Genomic DNA, 18,190 nt, shown 5'->3' with positions numbered 1-18,190 from the left:
CTACTTTCGGCGAATACCAATCAGCTGGCCGATTTGTGGTGCCGCGGGAAGCGCCTCGTGATCGGACACCATCCGCGCCAGCCGCCTGACCGCCCAATCCGGGTAAGGCGCAGACCGCCCCGTCGCGTGGCTGACATTCATGAACAGCACCTCTTGCGTGGCACACACCGTTTCATCCGGCATTGAGACCATCTGCCCGAAATAGTGCCCTCGTTTCTGATCTGCATCCAGAAGCCGAAACCGAAAGTTTATCGTCATGTCCGGAGTGACCTCCCGCAGGAACTGCATATGCGACTGCAGAACATATGGCCCCTGCCCCATCGCGGCGACCTGTGGCTCACCCAAGCCTAGATGATCGACCAGCAGACGTTCAAAAGCCATGTCGAACGCCACGCCATAATAGCCGATGTTCATATGCCCGTTGTAGTCGACCCAGTCCGGCTGCAAAGCAAAGCCGTGGATTTCGATCGGTGCATCATACGGGCCATCATGGCCGCCAAGAGGTTGTGTATCTTGCGACATGTTGGTGATTTTCACTCCTCGGGGTCCTCAAAGATCGCGACGGCGCGGATGAACCCGGCTGACGCTCCTTTGATCTTGAAGGGAAAACAAGAAATCTCAAACCCCGTTGCGGGCAGTGTTTCGAGATTGGTTAGCTTCTCCATGTGGCAATAGCCTATCTCCATCGAGGCGCGGTGCCCCTCCCAGATGATCGAGGCATCTTTGGTTTCCGCATATTCCTGTGCGGTCAACGGGAAGGGCGCGTCCCAACTCCAGGCATCCGTGCCTGTGACGCGCACGCCGCGTTCTGTCAGATATAGGGTTGCTTCGCGCCCCATACCGCAGCCCTTCATCAGATAGTCGGGCTGGCCATATTGCGTCCCGGCAGAGGTGTTGACGACTACGATTTCCAACGGTTTCAGCGTATGGCCGACCCGTTTCAGTTCAGCTTCGACATCCGCTGCTGTGACCACATAGCCATCCTCGAAATCGCGAAAATCCAGTTTAACGCCGGGATTCATGCACCACTCCAGCGGCACCTCATCGATGGTGATCGCCCGCTCACCTTTGTCCATTGTGGAATGATGATGATAGGGCGCGTCCAGATGGGTCCCGTTATGGGTCGCGATTTGTAACCGTTCGATGGCCCAGCCCTCGCCGCCAGGCAGGTCATCCTTTTGCAGGCCGGGAAAGAAGGATATGACCTGCTCTGCAGTCTGGTCATGGGTCATGTACTCGATCTCAGGCAGCATGATCGGCGGGTCCGACACGATCCCGGTTTCCAGCGGAACGGACAAATCGACGAAACGGCGGGGCATCGGCAACTCCATCATGAATGACGGTGACAGGGTTGGCCGCGTGTAAGCCGCTGTCAAGACGCGAAAAAGGCGACCCAATGGGCCGCCTTTTCCGAGCGTCTGGAATGGAGTTTACTCTGCCGCGATGGCGTCTTCGATCTTTTCGACCCGGATTGCCGAGAACTTGAACTCGGGGATTTTGCCATAGGGGTCGATGGCCGAGTTGGTCAGGATATTCGCCGCTGCCTCGACATAGGCAAACGGGATGAACACCATATCTTGGGCAATCGCACGGTCGGCACGAACCATGATCTCGATCGAGCCACGACGCGTGGTCAAACGGACCATCTCGCCCGGTTCGATCCCCATCAGTTTGAGCGTCCGCGGGTTCATCGAGCAGTTCGCCTCAGGCTCAACCGCGTCCAATACCTTGGCGCGACGAGTCATCGACCCAGTGTGCCAATGCTCAAGTTGACGACCGGTGGTGGCGATCATCGGGTATTCGTCATCAGGGGCCTCATCCGGCGGTATGACGCTGGCCGGAGTGAACCGGGCCTTGCCGTCCGCACGTGGGAAGCCATCACCGAAGACAATCGCCTGACCCGGGTCTGTCTCGGACAGGGACGGATAGGTGATGGTCTCGGTCTCCAGACGCTCCCACGTGATGTTGTTGAGCGAGTTCATCGTCAACTTCATCTCGTTGAACACCTGCGACACATCGGTGTAGTCCCAGTTCAGCCCGATCCTCTGCCCAAGCTCGACGGTGATCTTCCAATCCTCACGCGCCTCACCCGGAGGGGTCACGGCCGGACGCACACGCTGCACCTGACGGTTGGTGTTCGACACGGTGCCGTTCTTCTCATAGAGCGCCGAGGCAGGCAGGATGATATCGGCATAGTTCGCCGTTTCCGTCAGGAAGATATCCTGCACGATCATCAGCTCCAACTTGGCCAGAGCGTCGCGCGCGTGACCAACATCGGGGTCGGACATGGCCGGGTTTTCGCCCTGAATATACATCCCCTTGATGTTGCCCGCATATGCCTGATCAATGATCTCGGTGACCGTCAGGCCCTTCTCGTTCGAGAAGTCACGCTCATCATTCCACACAGAGTTGAACTTGGCGCGGATGTCATCATCCATGACCGACTGGTAATCCGGTAGGAACATCGGGATCAGACCGGCGTCTGAGGCCCCCTGCACGTTGTTCTGACCCCGCAGAGGGTGCAGACCCGCGCCGGGTTTGCCGACATTGCCGGTCATCAGCGCAAGGCTGATCAGACAGCGAGAGTTGTCGGTCCCGTGGATGTGCTGGCTAACGCCCATGCCCCAGAAGATCAGGCCGGCCTTTGCCTGCGCAAAGGTGCGCGCGACACGGCGCAGCTGCTCGGGCTCGATACCGCAGATCGGCGACATCGCCTCGGGTGTGAACTGGCGCAGATGCTCTTTCTCGGCTTCCCAGTTCTCGGTCCAGCGGTGGATATACTGGCTGTCATAGAGCTCTTCTTCGACGATCACGTTCATGATCGCGTTGAGCATCGAGACATCCGCCCCCGGACGGAACTGCAGCATTTCGTCGGCAAACTTGCGCATACCAACGCCGCGCGGGTCCATCACGATCAGCTTGCCGCCGCGTTTGGCGAACTGCTTGAAGTAGGTCGCTGCAACGGGGTGGTTCTCGATCGGGTTCGAGCCGATGATGATCGCCACATCCGCGTTTTCGATCTCGTTGAAAGTCGCGGTCACCGCGCCCGAGCCCACGTTCTCGATCAGGGCCGCAACCGACGAGGCGTGGCACAGACGGGTGCAGTGGTCGACGTTATTGTGGCGGAAGCCCTGACGGATGAACTTCTGGAACAGATAGGCTTCTTCGTTGGTGCATTTGGCCGAGCCAAAGCCCGCAACGCTGCGCGGGTCTTCTTCGCGCAGGGCCATCAGCTTTGTGGCGGCCAGATCCATCGCCTCTTCCCAGGTCGCTTCGCGGAAATGGGTCGACAAGTTGCCCGGATCGACGTTCAAACCTTTTTCAGGCGCGTCCTCACGACGGATCAGCGGCGTGGTCAGGCGGTGCGGGTGGTGGATGTAGTCGAAACCAAAGCGGCCTTTGACACACAAGCGGCCTTCGTTAGCGGGGCCGTTGATGCCCTCGACATATTTGACCTTGCCGTCCTTGACCTTGAGCGAGACCTTGCAGCCTACGCCGCAGAACGGGCAGACGCTTTCGGTTTCGCTATCATAATCCTTGCTGTCACCCTTCTGCTGGTCGTCCAGCACGGTGGCGGGCATCAGCGCGCCGGTGGGGCAAGCCTGAACGCACTCACCACAGGCCACACAGGTCGAATCGCCCATCGGGTCGTTCTGGTCGAACACCACCTGAGCCGTATGGCCGCGACCGGCCATGCCAATCACGTCATTCACCTGCACTTCACGGCAGGCACGGACGCAGAGGTTGCAGTTGATACACGCGTCCAGATTGACACGCATCGCAACGTGGCTGTCATCCAGTAGCGGAATCTTTTCAGCCTCTTTCGCCGGGAAACGGCTCTCGCTGACATCGTTCAGCTTGGCCATGTCCCAGAAATGGCTGGAGGTGTCATGCGCCTCTTCGGGCTGATCGGCGACCAGCAGTTCCATGACCATGGCGCGCGATTTCTCGGCCCGGTCACTGTCGGTCTTGACGACCATACCGTCTGCGGCAGGGCGGATGCACGAGGCGACCAGCGTGCGCTCACCTTCCACCTCAACCATACAGGCACGGCAGTTGCCGTCGGGGCGGTAGCCTGGTTGCGGTTTGTGGCACAGGTGCGGGATGGTGAACCCCTGGCCCTTGGCGGCTTCCCAGATGGTCCAGCCCTCGGGCACGGTGACATCTTCGCCGTTCAGGTTGAAGGTGACGGTCTTGGTTGGGCTTGCGTCTAGCATGGCTCTGTCTCCCTTCAGATTTCGTCAGCGAAATGTTTCATGACAAGGCGGATCGGGTTCGGGGCTGCCTGCCCCAGACCGCAGATCGAAGCGTCGCCCATGACCTGACACAGATCTTCCAGCAGATCGGTGTCCCATTTGTCAGCCTGCATCAGCTTGACCGCCTTTTCGCAGCCAGCACGGCAAGGCGTACACTGGCCGCAGCTTTCATCCTCGAAAAAGCGCAGCATGTTCAGCGCCGCATCGCGGGCGGTGTCCTGATCGGACAGAACCACCACAGCTGCCGAGCCGATAAAGGTGCCATGCGGTTGCAGCGTGTCAAAATCCAGCGGGATATCATCCATCGATGCAGGCAACAGGCCCGAGGACGGACCACCCGGCTGGTACGCCTTGAAGGTCTGCCCTTCGGCCATGCCACCGGCAGCCTCGATCACGTCCAGAATGGTCGAACCAGCGGGCAGCAGGTAAACACCCGGCTTCGTAACGCGACCCGAGATGGAGTAGCTGCGCAGGCCCTTGCGGCCATTCTTTTCAACCGAGCTCAGGATCCGCGACCCTTCGCGGCAGATTTTCGAGACCCAATACAGCGTCTCAACGTTGTGAACCAAGGTCGGGCGGTTGAACACGCCAACCTGCGCCACGAACGGAGGGCGATGGCGCGGCAGACCCTTCTTGCCTTCGATCGATTCGATCATCGCGGATTCTTCACCGCAGATATAGGCACCGGCCCCGCGGCGCAGGTCGATGTAGCCTTCTTCGACAATCCCGGCCTGCTCCAGCGCGGCAATTTCACGGCGCAGGATTTCCAGAACCGCGGGGTATTCGTCACGCATGTAGATAAAGCAGGTTTCGGCCTCGACCGCCCATGCGGCGATCAGCATGCCTTCCAGGAAGACATGCGGCGTGCGCTCAAGATAGTAGCGGTCTTTGAACGTGCCGGGCTCGCCCTCATCACCGTTCACGGCCAGATAGCGCGGACCTTCGTTCATGCGAACAAAGCCCCATTTCTTACCCGACGGGAAGCCAGCACCGCCCAGACCGCGCAGGCCCGAGGACAGAACGTCTTCCTGCACCTTCTCCCAATCGCCGCCCTCGCGCAGCTCTTTCAATTTTGCGTAACCGCCTTCGGCCTCATAGGTCGCGAAGGTTTCGTAGTCGGGCAGATGGGTATGGGTGTCACCCGCTGCAATTGCAGCCTGCACCTTTTCGGGGGTCGCATGGTCGATATGGTTGTGACCGATCTCAAGCACCGGCGCGGTGTCACAACGGCCCATGCAGGGCGCGCGAACAACACGAACCTCGGACGAGTCCAGACCGTCCTCAAGCGCCTTTTGCAATTGCTGGGCGCCGGCCATCTCGCAGGACAGGGAATCACAGACGCGGATCGTCAACGCCGGAGGAGGCGTCTCACCCTCTTTCACCACATCGAAATGGGCATAGAAGGTCGCGGTTTCATAGATCTCGGCCTGACCGATGCGCATCTCGACCGCCAAGGCGGCGATGTGGTCGGCGCTGATATGGCCGTGCGCGTCCTGAATCAAATGCAGAAATTCGATCAACAGATCGCGGCGACGGGGGCGATCCCCCAGCAGGCGCGAAATCTCCGCCTGTGCCTTATCCGTGAACTGACGGCCTTTAGGCGTGTGTCGCCCTTTGCCTTTACCTGACTTCCAAACGCCCTTGGGTGCGCCTGATGGCTTGGTATCTAATGGTGCCATGATGCCCTCCGATTGAGGCTCCGTGTTTCATCAGATGAGGATATCGTCAAATCGTCATATGCAATCGCACGATAACGACACCTTATCACCGCAAAGACGTCACAACCGCCCTCAGGGCCTCGACCGTTGGCAATTCCGGATCTCGGGTCAGGGTCGCCAGGCAAATCGGTTTGCTGACCACTGGGTCAATCAAGGGCAGCACTTTGGTCCCCTTCAGATCACCCAGAGATCGCAGCAGAACACGCGGAACCACAGTGGCCGCCAACCCCTCGCGCGCCATCACCATCGAGGCGGTAAAGCCGCTGGTTTCAGCCACTACATCCGGGTGCAGCCCCTGATCCAGAAAGATCCGATCCAGAATACGCCGGTTCTGCATTTGCGGTACAAGCAGGCTTAGGGGGAAATCTGCGACCTTGGCCCAAGGGATCGGTCCCGTATCCTCCACCATATGCGCAGGGGCCAGGAGGACATAAGTCTCCTCGTAAAGAGGCTGCACCTGCCGCAAATCGGTGCCGATACTGTCGCCATAGGTCACGCCCGCATCCAAGCTGCCTTCGTCCAGCCGATGCTGAATGGCTGAGGCTGACATGGTCTCGATCCGGGTCACGATCCGCGGATGCGCCTTACGCAAATGTTTCGTCAGTCGTCCGGTAAAGGCGATGGCGGTCGGGATCACACCCAGCATCAACGTGCCGGTGATCTCGCCCTTTGCGGCCTGCACCTGCTGCTCCAATGCCTTGGCATCATCCAAAATGCGCCGCGCCCGCAGGACGATCATCTCACCCTCTTCAGTCAGGCCCTGAAACCGATTGGCGCGTCGGACAATCGAGACACCTAACCGGTCCTCAAGATTGCGAATGCGCATCGAGAAGGCAGGCTGGGAAATCCCGCATTCCTCAGCCGCTTTGGCAAAATGCCGATGCCGCGCGAGGGCGCTGAGGAGTTGGAGGTCTCGGATTTCGATCATGCGCTGGTCGTCCACTTTGAGGCTCAAGGTCGCTCAAGCCGTTGTAGCCTAAAGAAAGAGCGCCGTCTGCTCGTCCGTCGATGGGGACGGAATTGCGTTGTTGTCGCGCAGGATCACCGAGACTTATATTGAATGAAATTGCAAATTGGCGAGGTTCAAAATGGAAGCCAAAGACCTTTTTCAACAGGTGTTTGACGGGTACGTTCATAGTTACCGGTCCAGGGATGCAGCAGGATGTGCGTCGTACTTTACGGACAATGCGGAACTCTATTCGCCTTATGGCCCGGCAGCCATTGGTCGGCCGGCAATCGAGACGACGCATAAGGAGTGGGTTGAAGAAGAAGGCGAGGACAAAGCAATCGAGGTCTTGCACGCGGATGCTGAAGGCCGCATTGGCTGGTGTCTCGCTCGCTTTAGTGAAGGAAGTGCCGCCAGCGGCACATCCCTAAACGTTTTGTATCAACAGGCAGATGGTAAGTGGTTGATCGCCCAGTGCAGCTTGAACGAAGCGCTTTGAAAACCTACCGTGACCTACTGACTTACGTGTTGAAAAGGAAATGCATCACATCGCCATCTTTGACGATGTATCCCTTGCCCTCAGCCCGCATCTTGCCTGCCTCTTTCGCGCCCTGCTCGCCATTGGCAGCGATGTAGTCGTCATAGGCGATGGTCTCGGCGCGGATGAAGCCCTTTTCGAAATCACCATGGATCACGCCTGCGGCCTGCGGTGCGGCGGTGCCTGTGCGGATGGTCCAGGCGCGGGCCTCTTTCGGACCGACGGTGAAATAGGTTTCCAGCTTGAGCAGATCGTAACCGGCGCGGATCAGACGATCGAGGCCGGGTTCTTCCAGACCCATCTCGCTCAGGAACATCTCGGCCTCGTCCTCTTCCAGCAGGCTGATCTCTTCTTCGATCTTGGCGCTGATGATGACGTGGGAATTGCCCTGCGCCGCGGCCATTTCAGCGACCTTGGCGGAATATTCATTGCCCTCGGCGGCTTCTTCCTCTGACACGTTGCAGACATAGAGCACCGGCTTGGTGGTCAGAAGTTGCAGCATCTTCCACGCTTTGGCGTCCTCGTCCGAGACCTCAACCAGACGCGCGGGCTTGCCGTTTTCCAGCATCTCCTGCGCCTCGGCCAGCAAACGGTCCTGTTGCTGCGCCTCTTTGTCATTGCCCTTCAGCTTGCGCACCAGATTGGCGCGGCGTTTTTCAATGCTTTCCAGATCGGCCAGCATCAGTTCGGTCTCGATCGTGTCGGCATCGGCCACCGGGTCAACTCGGCCGTCTACATGGGTCACATCGCCGTCTTCGAAACAGCGCAGCACATGGGCGATGGCGTCGGTCTCGCGGATATTGGCAAGAAACTGGTTGCCAAGCCCTTCACCTTTCGAGGCCCCCTTCACCAGACCGGCGATATCCACAAAGGTCATCCGCGTCGGGATGATTTGTTTTGAGGCAGCGATCGCCGCCAACTTATCCAACCGGTCATCAGGCACAGCCACGTCGCCCACATTGGGTTCGATGGTGCAGAACGGGAAATTCGCAGCCTGGGCGGCTGCGGTTTTGGTCAGCGCGTTGAAGAGGGTCGACTTGCCCACATTCGGCAAGCCCACGATTCCCATTTTAAAGCCCATGACGGTCTCCTGATGCTTTTCGCGGCTGCTTCTAGGCGGGTCAGGGTGAATGCGCAAGCCAATGTGGCCGGAGAGCGCCCTTCACCCTCACGCTGGATTCACGGATTTGTTCCTCTGTTGTGTTCGCGGGCGCATTGAAAAGAGACCATTGGAATAAGCACGTGAAAAGAAACATCGAAGACCAAACGGAAATGTTCCTATGAAGAAACTCCTCGCTTTGTCGGCTGTTTTGGCCATAAGCGCCGGCATTGCGCATGCCCAGTCCATTATTCTAGGGGCTGGTTTCGCAGATTTCTCGGACAGCGACTCGGATGATCATGCGCTTATTGCGTTGGAGTATCAGCACCGCCCATTTCATCAGGCCACCCGGTTCAGCGTTGGGTGGGGCGCAGCCCTGTCGATCGACGAAGCGGGCGATACCCATATCGGCGTGGGTCTGGTTGGTCTCTATTCTCTGAACGATCGCTGGTTTCTGGAAGGCAGCGTCATGCCCGGCTACTTTTCCGAGGCTGACGAGTTGAACGATCTTGGCGGTAGCTTTCAGATCCGCAGCCTTCTTGGGGTGGGATATACACTGGACAATGGCAACAAGGTGTCGCTGGCGATCACCCACAAATCCAACGCCAGCACGCAAGAGGATAATCCGGGCGTCAACGCCCTGCTTTTCCGCTATCACTTCGCGTTCTGAAGGTTTGCGGCCGCGGCGGGATTGATTTTCGGCAAAACTTTCTGCACATCAGGTCCGAACCTGACTGCAAGGACATGCCATGACCCGTATCGACGCCAAGTTTGCCGCTCTGAAAGCCGAGGGGAAAAAGGCCTTTGTCGCCTATGTGATGGCAGGCGACCCAGACTATGAAACCTCGCTTGAGGTCGTCAAAGGATTGCCGGGTGCGGGCGTGGATGTGATCGAGCTTGGCCTGCCCTTTACCGACCCGATGGCGGATGGGCCGACGATCCAGCTTGCAGGTCAGCGCGCCTTGGATGGCGGCATGACCCTGCAACGCACGCTGGATCTGGCGCGCACGTTCCGGGAAACCGATGACACGACCCCGATTGTTCTAATGGGCTACTACAATCCGATCTACAACCGTGGCGTCGATGCGTTTCTGGAAGAGGCCAAAGCTGCGGGCATCGACGGCTTAATCGTCGTCGACCTGCCGCCCGAAGAAGACGAGGAGCTTTGCCTGCCAGCCCAAGCCGCCGGTCTGAACTTCATCCGCCTCGCGACACCAACCACCGACGACAAACGCTTGCCCCGCGTGCTGCAGAACACCTCGGGCTTTGTTTACTACGTCTCGATCACCGGAATCACCGGAGCGGCGGAGGCGCAGGCCACCAATGTCGGCCCCGAGGTCGCCCGGATCAAATCCGCCACCGACCTTCCGGTCATTGTTGGCTTTGGCATCAACACACCTGAGAAATCGCAGGCCATTGCCTCAGTCGCGGATGGGGCGGTTGTTGGGTCGGCCATCGTCAGCCAGATCGGCGCGGGCAAGCCAGTGGCCGAGGTGCTGGATTTCGTGAAGTCCCTCGCGGATGGTGCCCATTCCGCATAAACCCTGACGATCAGGTTGCTTTTCCAAACGCGGCTGACATGGGACAGCCGCGTTTTTTGATCTCGCGATAGCGTTGCGAAACTGCCCTCTTGCCGGTTACACAGTTCGGGACAATTCAAGGAAGGTTCCCGAACATGCCCGTGATTACGACGATTGAAGACTTGCGCCGGATCTACGAACGCCGTGTGCCGCGCATGTTCTACGACTACGCCGAAAGCGGCAGCTGGACCGAGCAGACCTTTCGCGAAAACAGTTCGGATTTCGAGAAAATCCGCCTGCGCCAAAGAGTGGCCGTGGATATGGCGGGCCGGTCGACCGCGTCGCAGATGATTGGAGAGGACGTGGCGCTTCCGGTTGCGCTTGCCCCTGTCGGCTTGACCGGCATGCAACACGCCGACGGGGAAATGAAGGCCGCCAAAGCTGCCGAGGAATTCGGCGTGCCCTTCACTCTTTCCACAATGTCGATCAACTCGATCGAAGATGTGGCGGAATACACCACCAAGCCGTTCTGGTTCCAGCTCTACACCATGAAGGATGAAGACTATGTCAGCCGCCTGATCCAGCGGGCCAAGGATGCCAAGTGCTCCGCACTGGTGATTACGCTGGATTTGCAGATTCTTGGTCAACGCCACAAAGACCTGAAGAACGGCCTTTCTGCCCCACCGAAACTCACACCTAAAACCATCGCCAACCTGATGACGAAATGGTCGTGGGGGATCGAGATGCTGCGAGCCAAGCGGCGCGAGTTTGGCAACATCGTCGGTCATGTCGAAGGTATCTCCGACGCCTCATCCTTAGGCGCGTGGACGGCTGAGCAATTCGATCCCAGCCTCGACTGGACAAAGGTCGAAAAGCTGATGGAGCAATGGGGCGGCAAAGTGATCCTGAAAGGCATACTCGACGCCGAAGATGCCAAGATGGCGGCCAAACTCGGCGCGGACGCTATCATTGTGTCGAATCACGGCGGCCGGCAACTGGACGGTGCGCTGAGTTCGATCCGCATGCTGCCCGAGATCATGGACGCTGTCGGCGGAGATGTCGAAGTGCATCTGGACAGCGGCATCCGCTCGGGTCAGGACGTCCTAAAGGCTTTGGCACTGGGGGCAAAGGGCACCTATATCGGCCGCGCTTTCGTCTACGGGCTAGGCGCAATGGGTCAATCTGGCGTGACGACCGCCTTGGACGTCATTCAGAAGGAGCTTGATACCACGATGGCCCTGTGCGGCGAGCGCAATGTCGCAGATCTGGGCCGCCACAACCTGCTTGTGCCCGAAGATTTCGGCGGGCGCTGGCAAAGCTGAGCCGGCACAGGGGGCGCTGCCCCCGCCGCGCCTGAAGGGGCGACTCCCCCGAGGTATTGTTGAACAGAAGAAGCAACGGGCGCTTCGCATCTTCTTCTGTTTGAAAATACCTCGGAGCGCGAGGCAGAGCCTCGCAAATTACTGCTTTCCAAACCGTAAAAAACAAGCTAAGGACGCGGCTTCACGCGGGCATACAGCCTTGGAGGATGCCCGCCCTAACATTGGAGAATATATCATGGCTGGAGAGATTCCTGATCTCGTAGCTCTGGAACGGACGGGGACAGGCAAGGGCGCCGCTCGTCAGACCCGCCGCGAAGGCATGGTTCCGGGCGTTGTTTTTGGTGGCGACAAAGATCCGCTGGCAATCAAGATCCCGTTCAACGAACTGTTCAAGCGCCTGAAAGCAGGCCGTTTCAAGTCGACCCTGTGGAACCTGAAGGTTGAAGGCCACGAAGACGTACGCGTCATCTGCCGCGACGTACAGCGTGACGTCGTCAAAGACCTGCCGACCCACCTGGATCTGATGCGCCTGCGTCGGACCACCAAGATCGCGCTGTTCATCCCGGTTGAATTCGTCAACGAAGAAGCAGCCCCCGGCATCAAGAAGGGCGGCGTTCTGACCGTTGTTCGCCCGGAAGTCGAACTGATGTGCACCGCTGGCGACATTCCTGAGAAGATCACCGTTGATCTGACAGGCATGGAGATCAACGACGTTGTCACCATCTCGTCGGTTGACCTGCCCGCAGGCACCAAGCCGACCATCGACCGTGACTTTGTGATCGCCAACGTTTCGGCACCGACCGGTCTGTCGACCAGCGACGACGAAGACGGCGAAGAAGTGGCCGCGGACGAAGTAGAAGTCGTCGGCCAGGAAGAAGCTGAAGAATAAATCCGAATTCGAATTGTCGGATTGTGAAACGGGGCCCAACATCGGGCCCCGTTTTCTTTTGCCATCGGACTGGAAAACGGATGCCATTTCATGCCATCACCCCTCTGCGCTGAAGGCATGCGAAAGAGGATTGTGGCATGAAGCTATTTGTCGGATTGGGGAACCCGGGATCGAAATATGCCCACAACCGGCACAATATCGGCTTCATGGCGCTGGACCGGATTGCCGATGATCATGGTATTGGCCCATGGAAATCCAAGTTTCAGGCCGAGATTGCCGAGGGGCGTCTTGGGCACGAAAAGGTGCTTCTGATCAAGCCGCAGACCTTCATGAATCGCTCGGGTCAATCCGTGGGCGAGGCGATGCGGTTCTACAAGCTCGACTCAACCGACGTGACCGTTTTCCACGACGAGCTGGACCTTGCGCCCGGCAAAGTGCGGGTCAAGGCGGGCGGTGGTCATGCAGGGCATAATGGGCTGCGATCCATTCATGAGCATATCAGTCCGGCCTATGATCGGGTGCGTTTGGGCATCGGGCATCCCGGACGGAAAGAGATGGTCTCGCCCTATGTTCTGGGTGACTTTGCCAAAGCCGATGGGGACTGGCTGGAAGACGTACTGCGCGGCGTTGCAGACGGCGCGGGCCATCTTGCGGATGGTGACGGCGGCAAGTTCATGAATGCGGTGGCTTTGCGTACTGCGCCGCCCCGCTCTTCCACCTCGCCAAAGCCCGAAAAATCGGCCCCAAAACCTGAGGCGAAGCCTGTGCCCGAAGAAGACAACCGCTCGGCCATGCAAAAGCTGTTGGACAAGTTCAAATAGCCTACGCCCTTGGTGCCGTAAGGTCTTGATTGCGGAATGCGGCGTCTCGCGCTCCTATACCAACCGAGAGGGAGGCATTTCATGAAAGCTCTGTTCAAATGGGTGTTGCGGATCACTCTGGCATTGGTCCTGGCCGCAGTGGTTGTCGGCGTCTGGAAACGCGAAGAAATTCAACGTCTATTGGCCGTGAACTCTTTGTTTTCCGACGAGAAGATCGTCCAGAATTTCTCTCACATGGATGAGGCTTTCCTGACCGCCGATCTGCCCCGAGGCAACGGCCCAACGTGGGAGCTGCCTTACGGCCCCGGCTTTGACTTGCCCGAAGGGACCGATGACTGGATTGAGGATCGCGCGGTCACCTCACTTCTGGTGATGCAGGACGGTCAGATCCGGTTCGAGGAATATTATCTGGGGACAGGTCCCGACGACCGTCGCATCTCATGGTCGGTGGCCAAAAGCTATCTTTCGGCGCTTCTGGGGATTCTGCTGGACGAAGGCGCGATCACATCGCTTGACGATCCGGTGGTGAAATACGCGCCCAACCTGACCGGCAGCGCCTATGAGACCGCCTCCATCCGCAATGTGCTGAACATGGCCAGCGGGGTCGTCTTTGACGAGGACTATTTTGACCCGAACTCTGATATCAACCGAATGGGCCGCGTTTTGGCCCTCGGCGGTGAGTTGGATGATTTCACCATCGCGCTACAGGACAGCTTCATCGAACCCGGAGAGAGCTGGCAGTATGTGTCGATCGACACCCATGTCATCGGCATGGTGATCCGGGGGGCCACCGGGCGCAGCGTCACGGAGCTGATGACCGAGAAAATCGTGCAGCCCTTGGGGCTGGAACGCGACGGATACTATGTCACCGACGGGGCAGGTGTGGCTTTTGTACTGGGTGGTCTGAATTTCACCACGCGCGATTTTGCGCGCTTCGGCCAGGTGATCCTACAGGGCGGAGAGCATGACGGCGAACAGCTGGTGCCCGCAGAGTGGATCAAGGAATCGACCTGGCCCAGCGCCCCGACCGAGCCAGGAAAGATCGGCTACGGCTATCAGTGGTGGATCCCCGTTGGCGCGCATGAAGGGGAATTTCTGGCCCGCGGGGTCTATGGGCAATATATGTATTTCGACCAGCCTCGTGGCGTTCTGATCATGACAACCGGTGCGGATCGCAAATTCCGTGATCCGGGTGTTAACGAACAGAATGTCGAAATGTTCCGCAGTATTGCGCAAAGCCTTTAGGGTGAGCCTCATGCAGAAAGAAGACAGCATCAATGTTCTCGGCGGGATTCTGGCCGATTGCTCGAAAGACCCTTTGACCGGGTTCTTCCGCGACGGGGCCTGCAACACCTGCATCGAGGATCAGGGCAGTCACACCGTCTGCGCCGTCATGACGGCTGAGTTTCTGGCCTATTCGAAATACGTTGGCAACGACCTCAGCACCCCTCGGCCCGAGTTCAACTTTCCGGGCCTCAACCCCGGGGACAGCTGGTGTCTTTGCGCCGGTCGCTTCCTTCAGGCGCATGACGAAGGCTGTGCGCCCAAGGTGCATCTTGAGGCGACGCATCAGCGCGCGCTTGAGATCGTGCCGCTAGACATCCTGCGCCAACACGCAGCGCGCGCCAATTGACGGCGGGTGGGGAATACTCTCTATACCAACAGCCAGCCGACATTTCGTTTCGCCAGCCTCAATCACGAAAGAATGGGGAAAGCCATGAGCTTTATCGCAATGAACCGTTTCAAGGTCCGGTCCGGCAGTGAAGCCGATTTTGAGAATGTCTGGAAGGAACGCCAGAGCCGTCTGAATGAGCTGAAAGGGTTTCAGGAATTCCGCCTACTCAAAGGGCCTGAAGGCGACGGATATCGCCTGTATTCCAGCCATGTGATTTGGGATAGCCACGCAGATTTTGAGGCTTGGACCAAGTCGGAACAGTTCCGCGACGCGCATAAAAATGCAGGCAACAGCAAGACCCAATCCGCCCTTATGGGCCCGCCCCAGTTCGAAGGGTTCGAAACCGTCCTGCAAGAGAGCTAAAGAAAAACCGGCCCTTTCTGGGGGCCGGTTCCATCCGCTTGACCGAATGTTAGTCCGCCGTGCGGCCTTCTGTGTCCGACATGTCGAAGTTTAGGTATTTGGCGACGGTCTGCACGTCCTTGTCACCGCGTCCGCACATATTCATGCAGATCAGGTGATCTTTCGGCAGATCCGGTGCGATCTTCATAACATGGGCCAGCGCGTGGCTGGGCTCCAGCGCCGGGATGATGCCTTCGGTGGCACAGCAGAGCTGGAATGCCTCAAGCGCCTCTTTGTCGGTGATGGCGACATAGTTCGCGCGGCCGATATCGTTCAGCCAGGAGTGCTCGGGCCCGATGCCCGGATAGTCCAGACCGGCCGAGATCGAATAGCCTTCGAGAATCTGGCCGTCATCGTCCTGCAGCAGATAGGTCCGGTTGCCATGCAACACGCCTGGACGACCACCGGTCAGCGAAGCGCAATGCTCCATCTTCTCGTTTACGCCTTTACCACCGGCTTCGACGCCGATGATGTTGACCTCTTTGTCGTCGAGGAACGGGTAGAACAGGCCCATCGCGTTCGAGCCACCGCCAATGGCAGCGATGATCGTGTCGGGTAGACGGCCCTCGGCCTTCATCATCTGCTCTTTGGCTTCCTTGCCGATGATCGACTGGAAGTCGCGCACCATAGCTGGGTACGGGTGCGGACCGGCCACGGTGCCGATGCAGTAGAACGTGTCGCGCACATTGGTCACCCAGTCGCGCAGCGCGTCGTTCATCGCGTCCTTCAGCGTCCCACGGCCCGAGGTCACCGGAATCACCTCGGCCCCTAGCAGACGCATGCGGAACACGTTCGGCGCCTGGCGCTGCACGTCATGGGCGCCCATATAGACGATACATTTCAAGCCGAACTTGGCACAGACTGTGGCTGTGGCCACGCCGTGCTGCCCTGCCCCAGTTTCCGCAATGATCCGGGTCTTGCCCATGCGGCGCGCCAGAATGATCTGGCCCAACACGTTATTGATCTTATGCGCGCCGGTGTGATTCAGCTCATCACGTTTGAGGTAGATCTTCGCCCCGCCTAGATGCTCGGTCAGGCGTTCAGCGTAGTACAGAGGCGACGGGCGGCCCACGTAGTTTGCCCATAGATCGTCCATCTCTGCCCAGAACGTCGGATCATCCTTGGCTTTGTCATATTCCTCTTCCAGCGACAGGATCAGCGGCATCAGCGTCTCGCTGACAAAACGCCCTCCGAAAATGCCAAAACGCCCCTGTTCGTCAGGGCCGGACATGAAGGAATTGAAAAGATCGTTGGCCATGGAAGTCTCCCGCGTCGTATCCGTTGTTCATAGGAGGTAGCGGCAGGTTTTGCCATGGGCAAAACGCCTCATTCGGCAGCCAGGGTATGATGCCGCCAAAGCTCAAGCGCTTGCTCAGCCGTCGGTATCCCTATGCAAGGGAAATGGTGGAACTGGTTCACATGCGCCAAGCGGTTCGCCTCCAGCATCAGGCGACGGTGTGGGCCTGATTGGGCGAAGGTAAGCATCGCCTCGATATCGTGCCAGACGCTGAGAGAGAAATAGAGACCATCTTGACGGAAGGTCGCCGCATGCAAGCATAGCGGATCGCCCCGCGCCTGACGCAAAGCCTGTCCCGCTCGCCAGAAAAACTCTGGCGCGTTGTACCAGTGTTTCAGAGAAACGCCGCCTATTGCCGCCAGCATGTTTGTACCCCTCCGTCGAGAGATACGGCGCGAATACGCGATCAGATCACCGCGTCGCGTCGATAAATGCCTTCATCAGGGTGGCATCTTTCACCCCCGGCGCGCTTTCGACACCGGATGCGACATCAACCTGACGCGCGCCGGTCATACGGATCGCCTCGGCCACGTTGTCAGGGGTCAGACCACCGGCCAACATCCACGGCTTGCGCCAGTATTTGCGACCCGCCAGCAGACGCCAGTCAAAAGCCAAGCCATTGCCTCCGGGCAGAACAGCATTCTTTGGCGGCTTGGCATCAATCAACAGCTGATCCGCCACTTCACTGAATGCATCAATGGTGGCCAGGTCAGCCTCATCGGCCACCCCGATCACCTTCATCACCGGCAAGCCATACCGGTCCTTGATTTGTTGCACGCGCTCAATCGACTCGCCCCCATGCAGCTGCAGGATATCGAACGGAGCGTTCTGCGTGATGTCGTCCAATACCTCATCAGAGGCATTCACCACCAACGCCACCTTGGCCACGCCCGCCGGCACATGGGTCGCCAACTCAGCGGCCTGCTGGGGCGAGACATAGCGGGGGGATTTGGCGAAGAAATTGAAACCCAGATACCGCGCGCCTGCATCAACCGCAGCGCGCACGTGATCAGGGGCGGTCAAACCGCAGATTTTGACAGACACATCAGGCATTGCTTTGGCTCAGCTTGCCTCATCCAGAATGGCGAGAACCTCGTCCTTGCCTTCATTCTGCTTTTTCTTGAGCTTCTTGACCTCGCGCTCAAGCTTGCGCACTTCGCCTTTTTTGACGGTCGCATCACGGCGATGCTTATGCTCGCGCATCCATTCCCACAAGAAACCGATGACCAGACCGGCCACAACGCCGCCCAGTACCACTAGAAACAGCGGTAGCGAGGTAGACAGGTTGAAACCCAGCAGCTCGGCCAGAGGGTCGGGCATCAACTTGAGTTCAACGGATTCTACGTTGGCAAGGGAGACCGAGACCAAGATAATCCCCAGTGCCCCCAGAAAAGCATATCGAATGTAGCGCATCATAAGGTCAGGCTTTACCGTTCAATCGGTCCCTAAGCAACTTACCCGTCTTGAAAAACGGCACACATTTTTCTTCGACCTGCACAGTTTCGCCGGTGCGCGGATTGCGACCCACGCGGGCGTCGCGCTTTTTCACCGAGAACGCGCCAAACCCGCGCAACTCGACGCGGTCACCGCGCGACATCGCGTCGGTGACTTCCTCGAAAACTGTATTCACAATCCGCTCGACATCGCGTTGATACAAATGCGGGTTTTCATCAGCAATTTTTTGAATCAATTCAGAACGGATCATGC

20 protein-coding genes are annotated in these 18,190 nt (G+C 58.5%); 9 read left to right on the top strand and 11 right to left on the bottom strand.

What is annotated here, in order from left to right; translation table 11 throughout:
- The 5 genes from ACR0JF_RS09935 to ACR0JF_RS09915 all read right to left on the bottom strand — a co-directional run bounded on the left by ACR0JF_RS09935 (position 1) and on the right by ACR0JF_RS09915 (position 6,902).
- Positions 1 to 537: a thioesterase family protein gene (locus ACR0JF_RS09935; protein WP_480669213.1), complete on the bottom strand. Its 537-nt coding sequence runs from the start codon at positions 535 to 537 to the stop codon at positions 1 to 3.
- The gene (locus ACR0JF_RS09930; protein WP_170659912.1) at positions 534 to 1,319 is read right to left on the bottom strand and encodes a cyclase family protein; all 786 of its coding nucleotides are present in this window, start codon (positions 1,317 to 1,319) and stop codon (positions 534 to 536) included. Before ACR0JF_RS09930 ends, ACR0JF_RS09935 begins: the two co-directional genes overlap by 4 nt.
- 111 nt (positions 1,320 to 1,430) lie before the next feature.
- Positions 1,431 to 4,217, bottom strand: coding sequence for a formate dehydrogenase subunit alpha (gene fdhF / locus ACR0JF_RS09925; RefSeq protein ID WP_170659911.1), 2,787 nt, complete (start codon positions 4,215 to 4,217; stop codon positions 1,431 to 1,433).
- Positions 4,218 to 4,231: 14 nt separating this feature from the next.
- Positions 4,232 to 5,935, bottom strand: coding sequence for an NAD(P)H-dependent oxidoreductase subunit E (locus ACR0JF_RS09920; protein WP_170659910.1), 1,704 nt, complete (start codon positions 5,933 to 5,935; stop codon positions 4,232 to 4,234).
- Positions 5,936 to 6,020: 85 nt separating this feature from the next.
- Positions 6,021 to 6,902, bottom strand: coding sequence for a LysR family transcriptional regulator (locus ACR0JF_RS09915; protein ID WP_170378123.1), 882 nt, complete (start codon positions 6,900 to 6,902; stop codon positions 6,021 to 6,023).
- A gap of 160 nt (positions 6,903 to 7,062) precedes the next feature.
- Here ACR0JF_RS09915 and ACR0JF_RS09910 point away from each other — a divergent pair, with 160 nt between their 5' ends.
- Positions 7,063 to 7,419, top strand: coding sequence for a nuclear transport factor 2 family protein (locus ACR0JF_RS09910; protein ID WP_170659909.1), 357 nt, complete (start codon positions 7,063 to 7,065; stop codon positions 7,417 to 7,419).
- A gap of 22 nt (positions 7,420 to 7,441) precedes the next feature.
- On the opposite strand, the gene ychF is transcribed toward ACR0JF_RS09910, so the two are convergent.
- The gene (ychF, locus tag ACR0JF_RS09905; RefSeq protein ID WP_170659908.1) at positions 7,442 to 8,539 is read right to left on the bottom strand and encodes a redox-regulated ATPase YchF; all 1,098 of its coding nucleotides are present in this window, start codon (positions 8,537 to 8,539) and stop codon (positions 7,442 to 7,444) included.
- A gap of 199 nt (positions 8,540 to 8,738) precedes the next feature.
- On the opposite strand from ychF, the gene ACR0JF_RS09900 reads away from it, so the two are divergent.
- The 8 genes from ACR0JF_RS09900 (at position 8,739) to hmuQ (ending at position 15,147) form a co-directional block, all read left to right on the top strand.
- On the top strand, positions 8,739 to 9,227 hold the full coding sequence (locus ACR0JF_RS09900; protein ID WP_170659907.1) for an acyloxyacyl hydrolase: 489 nt from the start codon (positions 8,739 to 8,741) through the stop codon (positions 9,225 to 9,227).
- A gap of 79 nt (positions 9,228 to 9,306) precedes the next feature.
- The gene (gene trpA, locus ACR0JF_RS09895) at positions 9,307 to 10,098 is read left to right on the top strand and encodes a tryptophan synthase subunit alpha (protein WP_170659906.1); all 792 of its coding nucleotides are present in this window, start codon (positions 9,307 to 9,309) and stop codon (positions 10,096 to 10,098) included.
- Between the two features lie 134 nt (positions 10,099 to 10,232).
- Positions 10,233 to 11,399, top strand: coding sequence for an alpha-hydroxy acid oxidase (locus ACR0JF_RS09890; RefSeq protein ID WP_170659905.1), 1,167 nt, complete (start codon positions 10,233 to 10,235; stop codon positions 11,397 to 11,399).
- A gap of 235 nt (positions 11,400 to 11,634) precedes the next feature.
- A complete protein-coding gene (locus ACR0JF_RS09885; RefSeq protein ID WP_170377725.1) occupies positions 11,635 to 12,288 on the top strand; it encodes a 50S ribosomal protein L25/general stress protein Ctc in 654 nt (217 codons plus the stop codon).
- Positions 12,289 to 12,425: 137 nt separating this feature from the next.
- The gene (gene pth, locus ACR0JF_RS09880) at positions 12,426 to 13,109 is read left to right on the top strand and encodes an aminoacyl-tRNA hydrolase (protein ID WP_170659904.1); all 684 of its coding nucleotides are present in this window, start codon (positions 12,426 to 12,428) and stop codon (positions 13,107 to 13,109) included.
- 81 nt (positions 13,110 to 13,190) lie between these two features.
- A complete protein-coding gene (locus ACR0JF_RS09875) occupies positions 13,191 to 14,354 on the top strand; it encodes a serine hydrolase domain-containing protein (protein WP_170659903.1) in 1,164 nt (387 codons plus the stop codon).
- 10 nt (positions 14,355 to 14,364) lie between these two features.
- Positions 14,365 to 14,742 (top strand): DUF2237 domain-containing protein, encoded by a 378-nt coding sequence (locus ACR0JF_RS09870; protein WP_170659902.1) that lies wholly within the window; start codon positions 14,365 to 14,367, stop codon positions 14,740 to 14,742.
- Positions 14,743 to 14,826: 84 nt separating this feature from the next.
- Complete coding sequence (hmuQ, locus tag ACR0JF_RS09865) at positions 14,827 to 15,147, top strand: heme-degrading protein HmuQ (RefSeq protein ID WP_170659901.1); 321 nt, start codon at positions 14,827 to 14,829, stop codon at positions 15,145 to 15,147.
- Positions 15,148 to 15,196: 49 nt separating this feature from the next.
- Here the strand turns inward: hmuQ and trpB are convergent, their stop codons facing one another.
- The 5 genes from trpB to ihfB all read right to left on the bottom strand — a co-directional run bounded on the left by trpB (position 15,197) and on the right by ihfB (position 18,188).
- Entirely contained in the window at positions 15,197 to 16,444 is a 1,248-nt protein-coding gene (trpB, locus tag ACR0JF_RS09860; protein ID WP_170377715.1) for a tryptophan synthase subunit beta, read from the bottom strand.
- Positions 16,445 to 16,512: 68 nt separating this feature from the next.
- The gene (locus ACR0JF_RS09855; RefSeq protein ID WP_170659900.1) at positions 16,513 to 16,848 is read right to left on the bottom strand and encodes a hypothetical protein; all 336 of its coding nucleotides are present in this window, start codon (positions 16,846 to 16,848) and stop codon (positions 16,513 to 16,515) included.
- Positions 16,849 to 16,894: 46 nt separating this feature from the next.
- On the bottom strand, positions 16,895 to 17,536 hold the full coding sequence (locus ACR0JF_RS09850) for a phosphoribosylanthranilate isomerase (protein WP_170659899.1): 642 nt from the start codon (positions 17,534 to 17,536) through the stop codon (positions 16,895 to 16,897).
- Positions 17,537 to 17,545: 9 nt separating this feature from the next.
- Complete coding sequence (locus ACR0JF_RS09845; RefSeq protein ID WP_170378121.1) at positions 17,546 to 17,896, bottom strand: lipopolysaccharide assembly protein LapA domain-containing protein; 351 nt, start codon at positions 17,894 to 17,896, stop codon at positions 17,546 to 17,548.
- Positions 17,897 to 17,903: 7 nt separating this feature from the next.
- Positions 17,904 to 18,188 (bottom strand): integration host factor subunit beta, encoded by a 285-nt coding sequence (ihfB, locus tag ACR0JF_RS09840; RefSeq protein ID WP_008758048.1) that lies wholly within the window; start codon positions 18,186 to 18,188, stop codon positions 17,904 to 17,906.
- Positions 18,189 to 18,190: the final 2 nt, after the last annotated feature.

It is taken from the genome of Ruegeria sp. BG11 (assembly GCF_056538565.1).
This window is presented reverse-complemented; position numbering and strand designations above follow the sequence as displayed.

Coding starts and splice junctions, on each gene's coding strand:
- ACR0JF_RS09930 (WP_170659912.1), bottom strand. CDS start 1,319: ATGCCCCGCCGTTTCGTCGATTTGTCCGTTCCGCTGGAAACCGGGATC.
- fdhF (WP_170659911.1), bottom strand. CDS start 4,217: ATGCTAGACGCAAGCCCAACCAAGACCGTCACCTTCAACCTGAACGGC.
- ACR0JF_RS09920 (WP_170659910.1), bottom strand. CDS start 5,935: ATGGCACCATTAGATACCAAGCCATCAGGCGCACCCAAGGGCGTTTGG.
- ACR0JF_RS09915 (WP_170378123.1), bottom strand. CDS start 6,902: ATGATCGAAATCCGAGACCTCCAACTCCTCAGCGCCCTCGCGCGGCAT.
- ACR0JF_RS09910 (WP_170659909.1), top strand. CDS start 7,063: ATGGAAGCCAAAGACCTTTTTCAACAGGTGTTTGACGGGTACGTTCAT.
- ychF (WP_170659908.1), bottom strand. CDS start 8,539: ATGGGCTTTAAAATGGGAATCGTGGGCTTGCCGAATGTGGGCAAGTCG.
- ACR0JF_RS09900 (WP_170659907.1), top strand. CDS start 8,739: ATGAAGAAACTCCTCGCTTTGTCGGCTGTTTTGGCCATAAGCGCCGGC.
- trpA (WP_170659906.1), top strand. CDS start 9,307: ATGACCCGTATCGACGCCAAGTTTGCCGCTCTGAAAGCCGAGGGGAAA.
- ACR0JF_RS09890 (WP_170659905.1), top strand. CDS start 10,233: ATGCCCGTGATTACGACGATTGAAGACTTGCGCCGGATCTACGAACGC.
- ACR0JF_RS09885 (WP_170377725.1), top strand. CDS start 11,635: ATGGCTGGAGAGATTCCTGATCTCGTAGCTCTGGAACGGACGGGGACA.
- pth (WP_170659904.1), top strand. CDS start 12,426: ATGAAGCTATTTGTCGGATTGGGGAACCCGGGATCGAAATATGCCCAC.
- ACR0JF_RS09875 (WP_170659903.1), top strand. CDS start 13,191: ATGAAAGCTCTGTTCAAATGGGTGTTGCGGATCACTCTGGCATTGGTC.
- ACR0JF_RS09870 (WP_170659902.1), top strand. CDS start 14,365: ATGCAGAAAGAAGACAGCATCAATGTTCTCGGCGGGATTCTGGCCGAT.
- hmuQ (WP_170659901.1), top strand. CDS start 14,827: ATGAGCTTTATCGCAATGAACCGTTTCAAGGTCCGGTCCGGCAGTGAA.
- trpB (WP_170377715.1), bottom strand. CDS start 16,444: ATGGCCAACGATCTTTTCAATTCCTTCATGTCCGGCCCTGACGAACAG.
- ACR0JF_RS09855 (WP_170659900.1), bottom strand. CDS start 16,848: ATGCTGGCGGCAATAGGCGGCGTTTCTCTGAAACACTGGTACAACGCG.
- ACR0JF_RS09850 (WP_170659899.1), bottom strand. CDS start 17,536: ATGCCTGATGTGTCTGTCAAAATCTGCGGTTTGACCGCCCCTGATCAC.
- ACR0JF_RS09845 (WP_170378121.1), bottom strand. CDS start 17,896: ATGCGCTACATTCGATATGCTTTTCTGGGGGCACTGGGGATTATCTTG.
- ihfB (WP_008758048.1), bottom strand. CDS start 18,188: ATGATCCGTTCTGAATTGATTCAAAAAATTGCTGATGAAAACCCGCAT.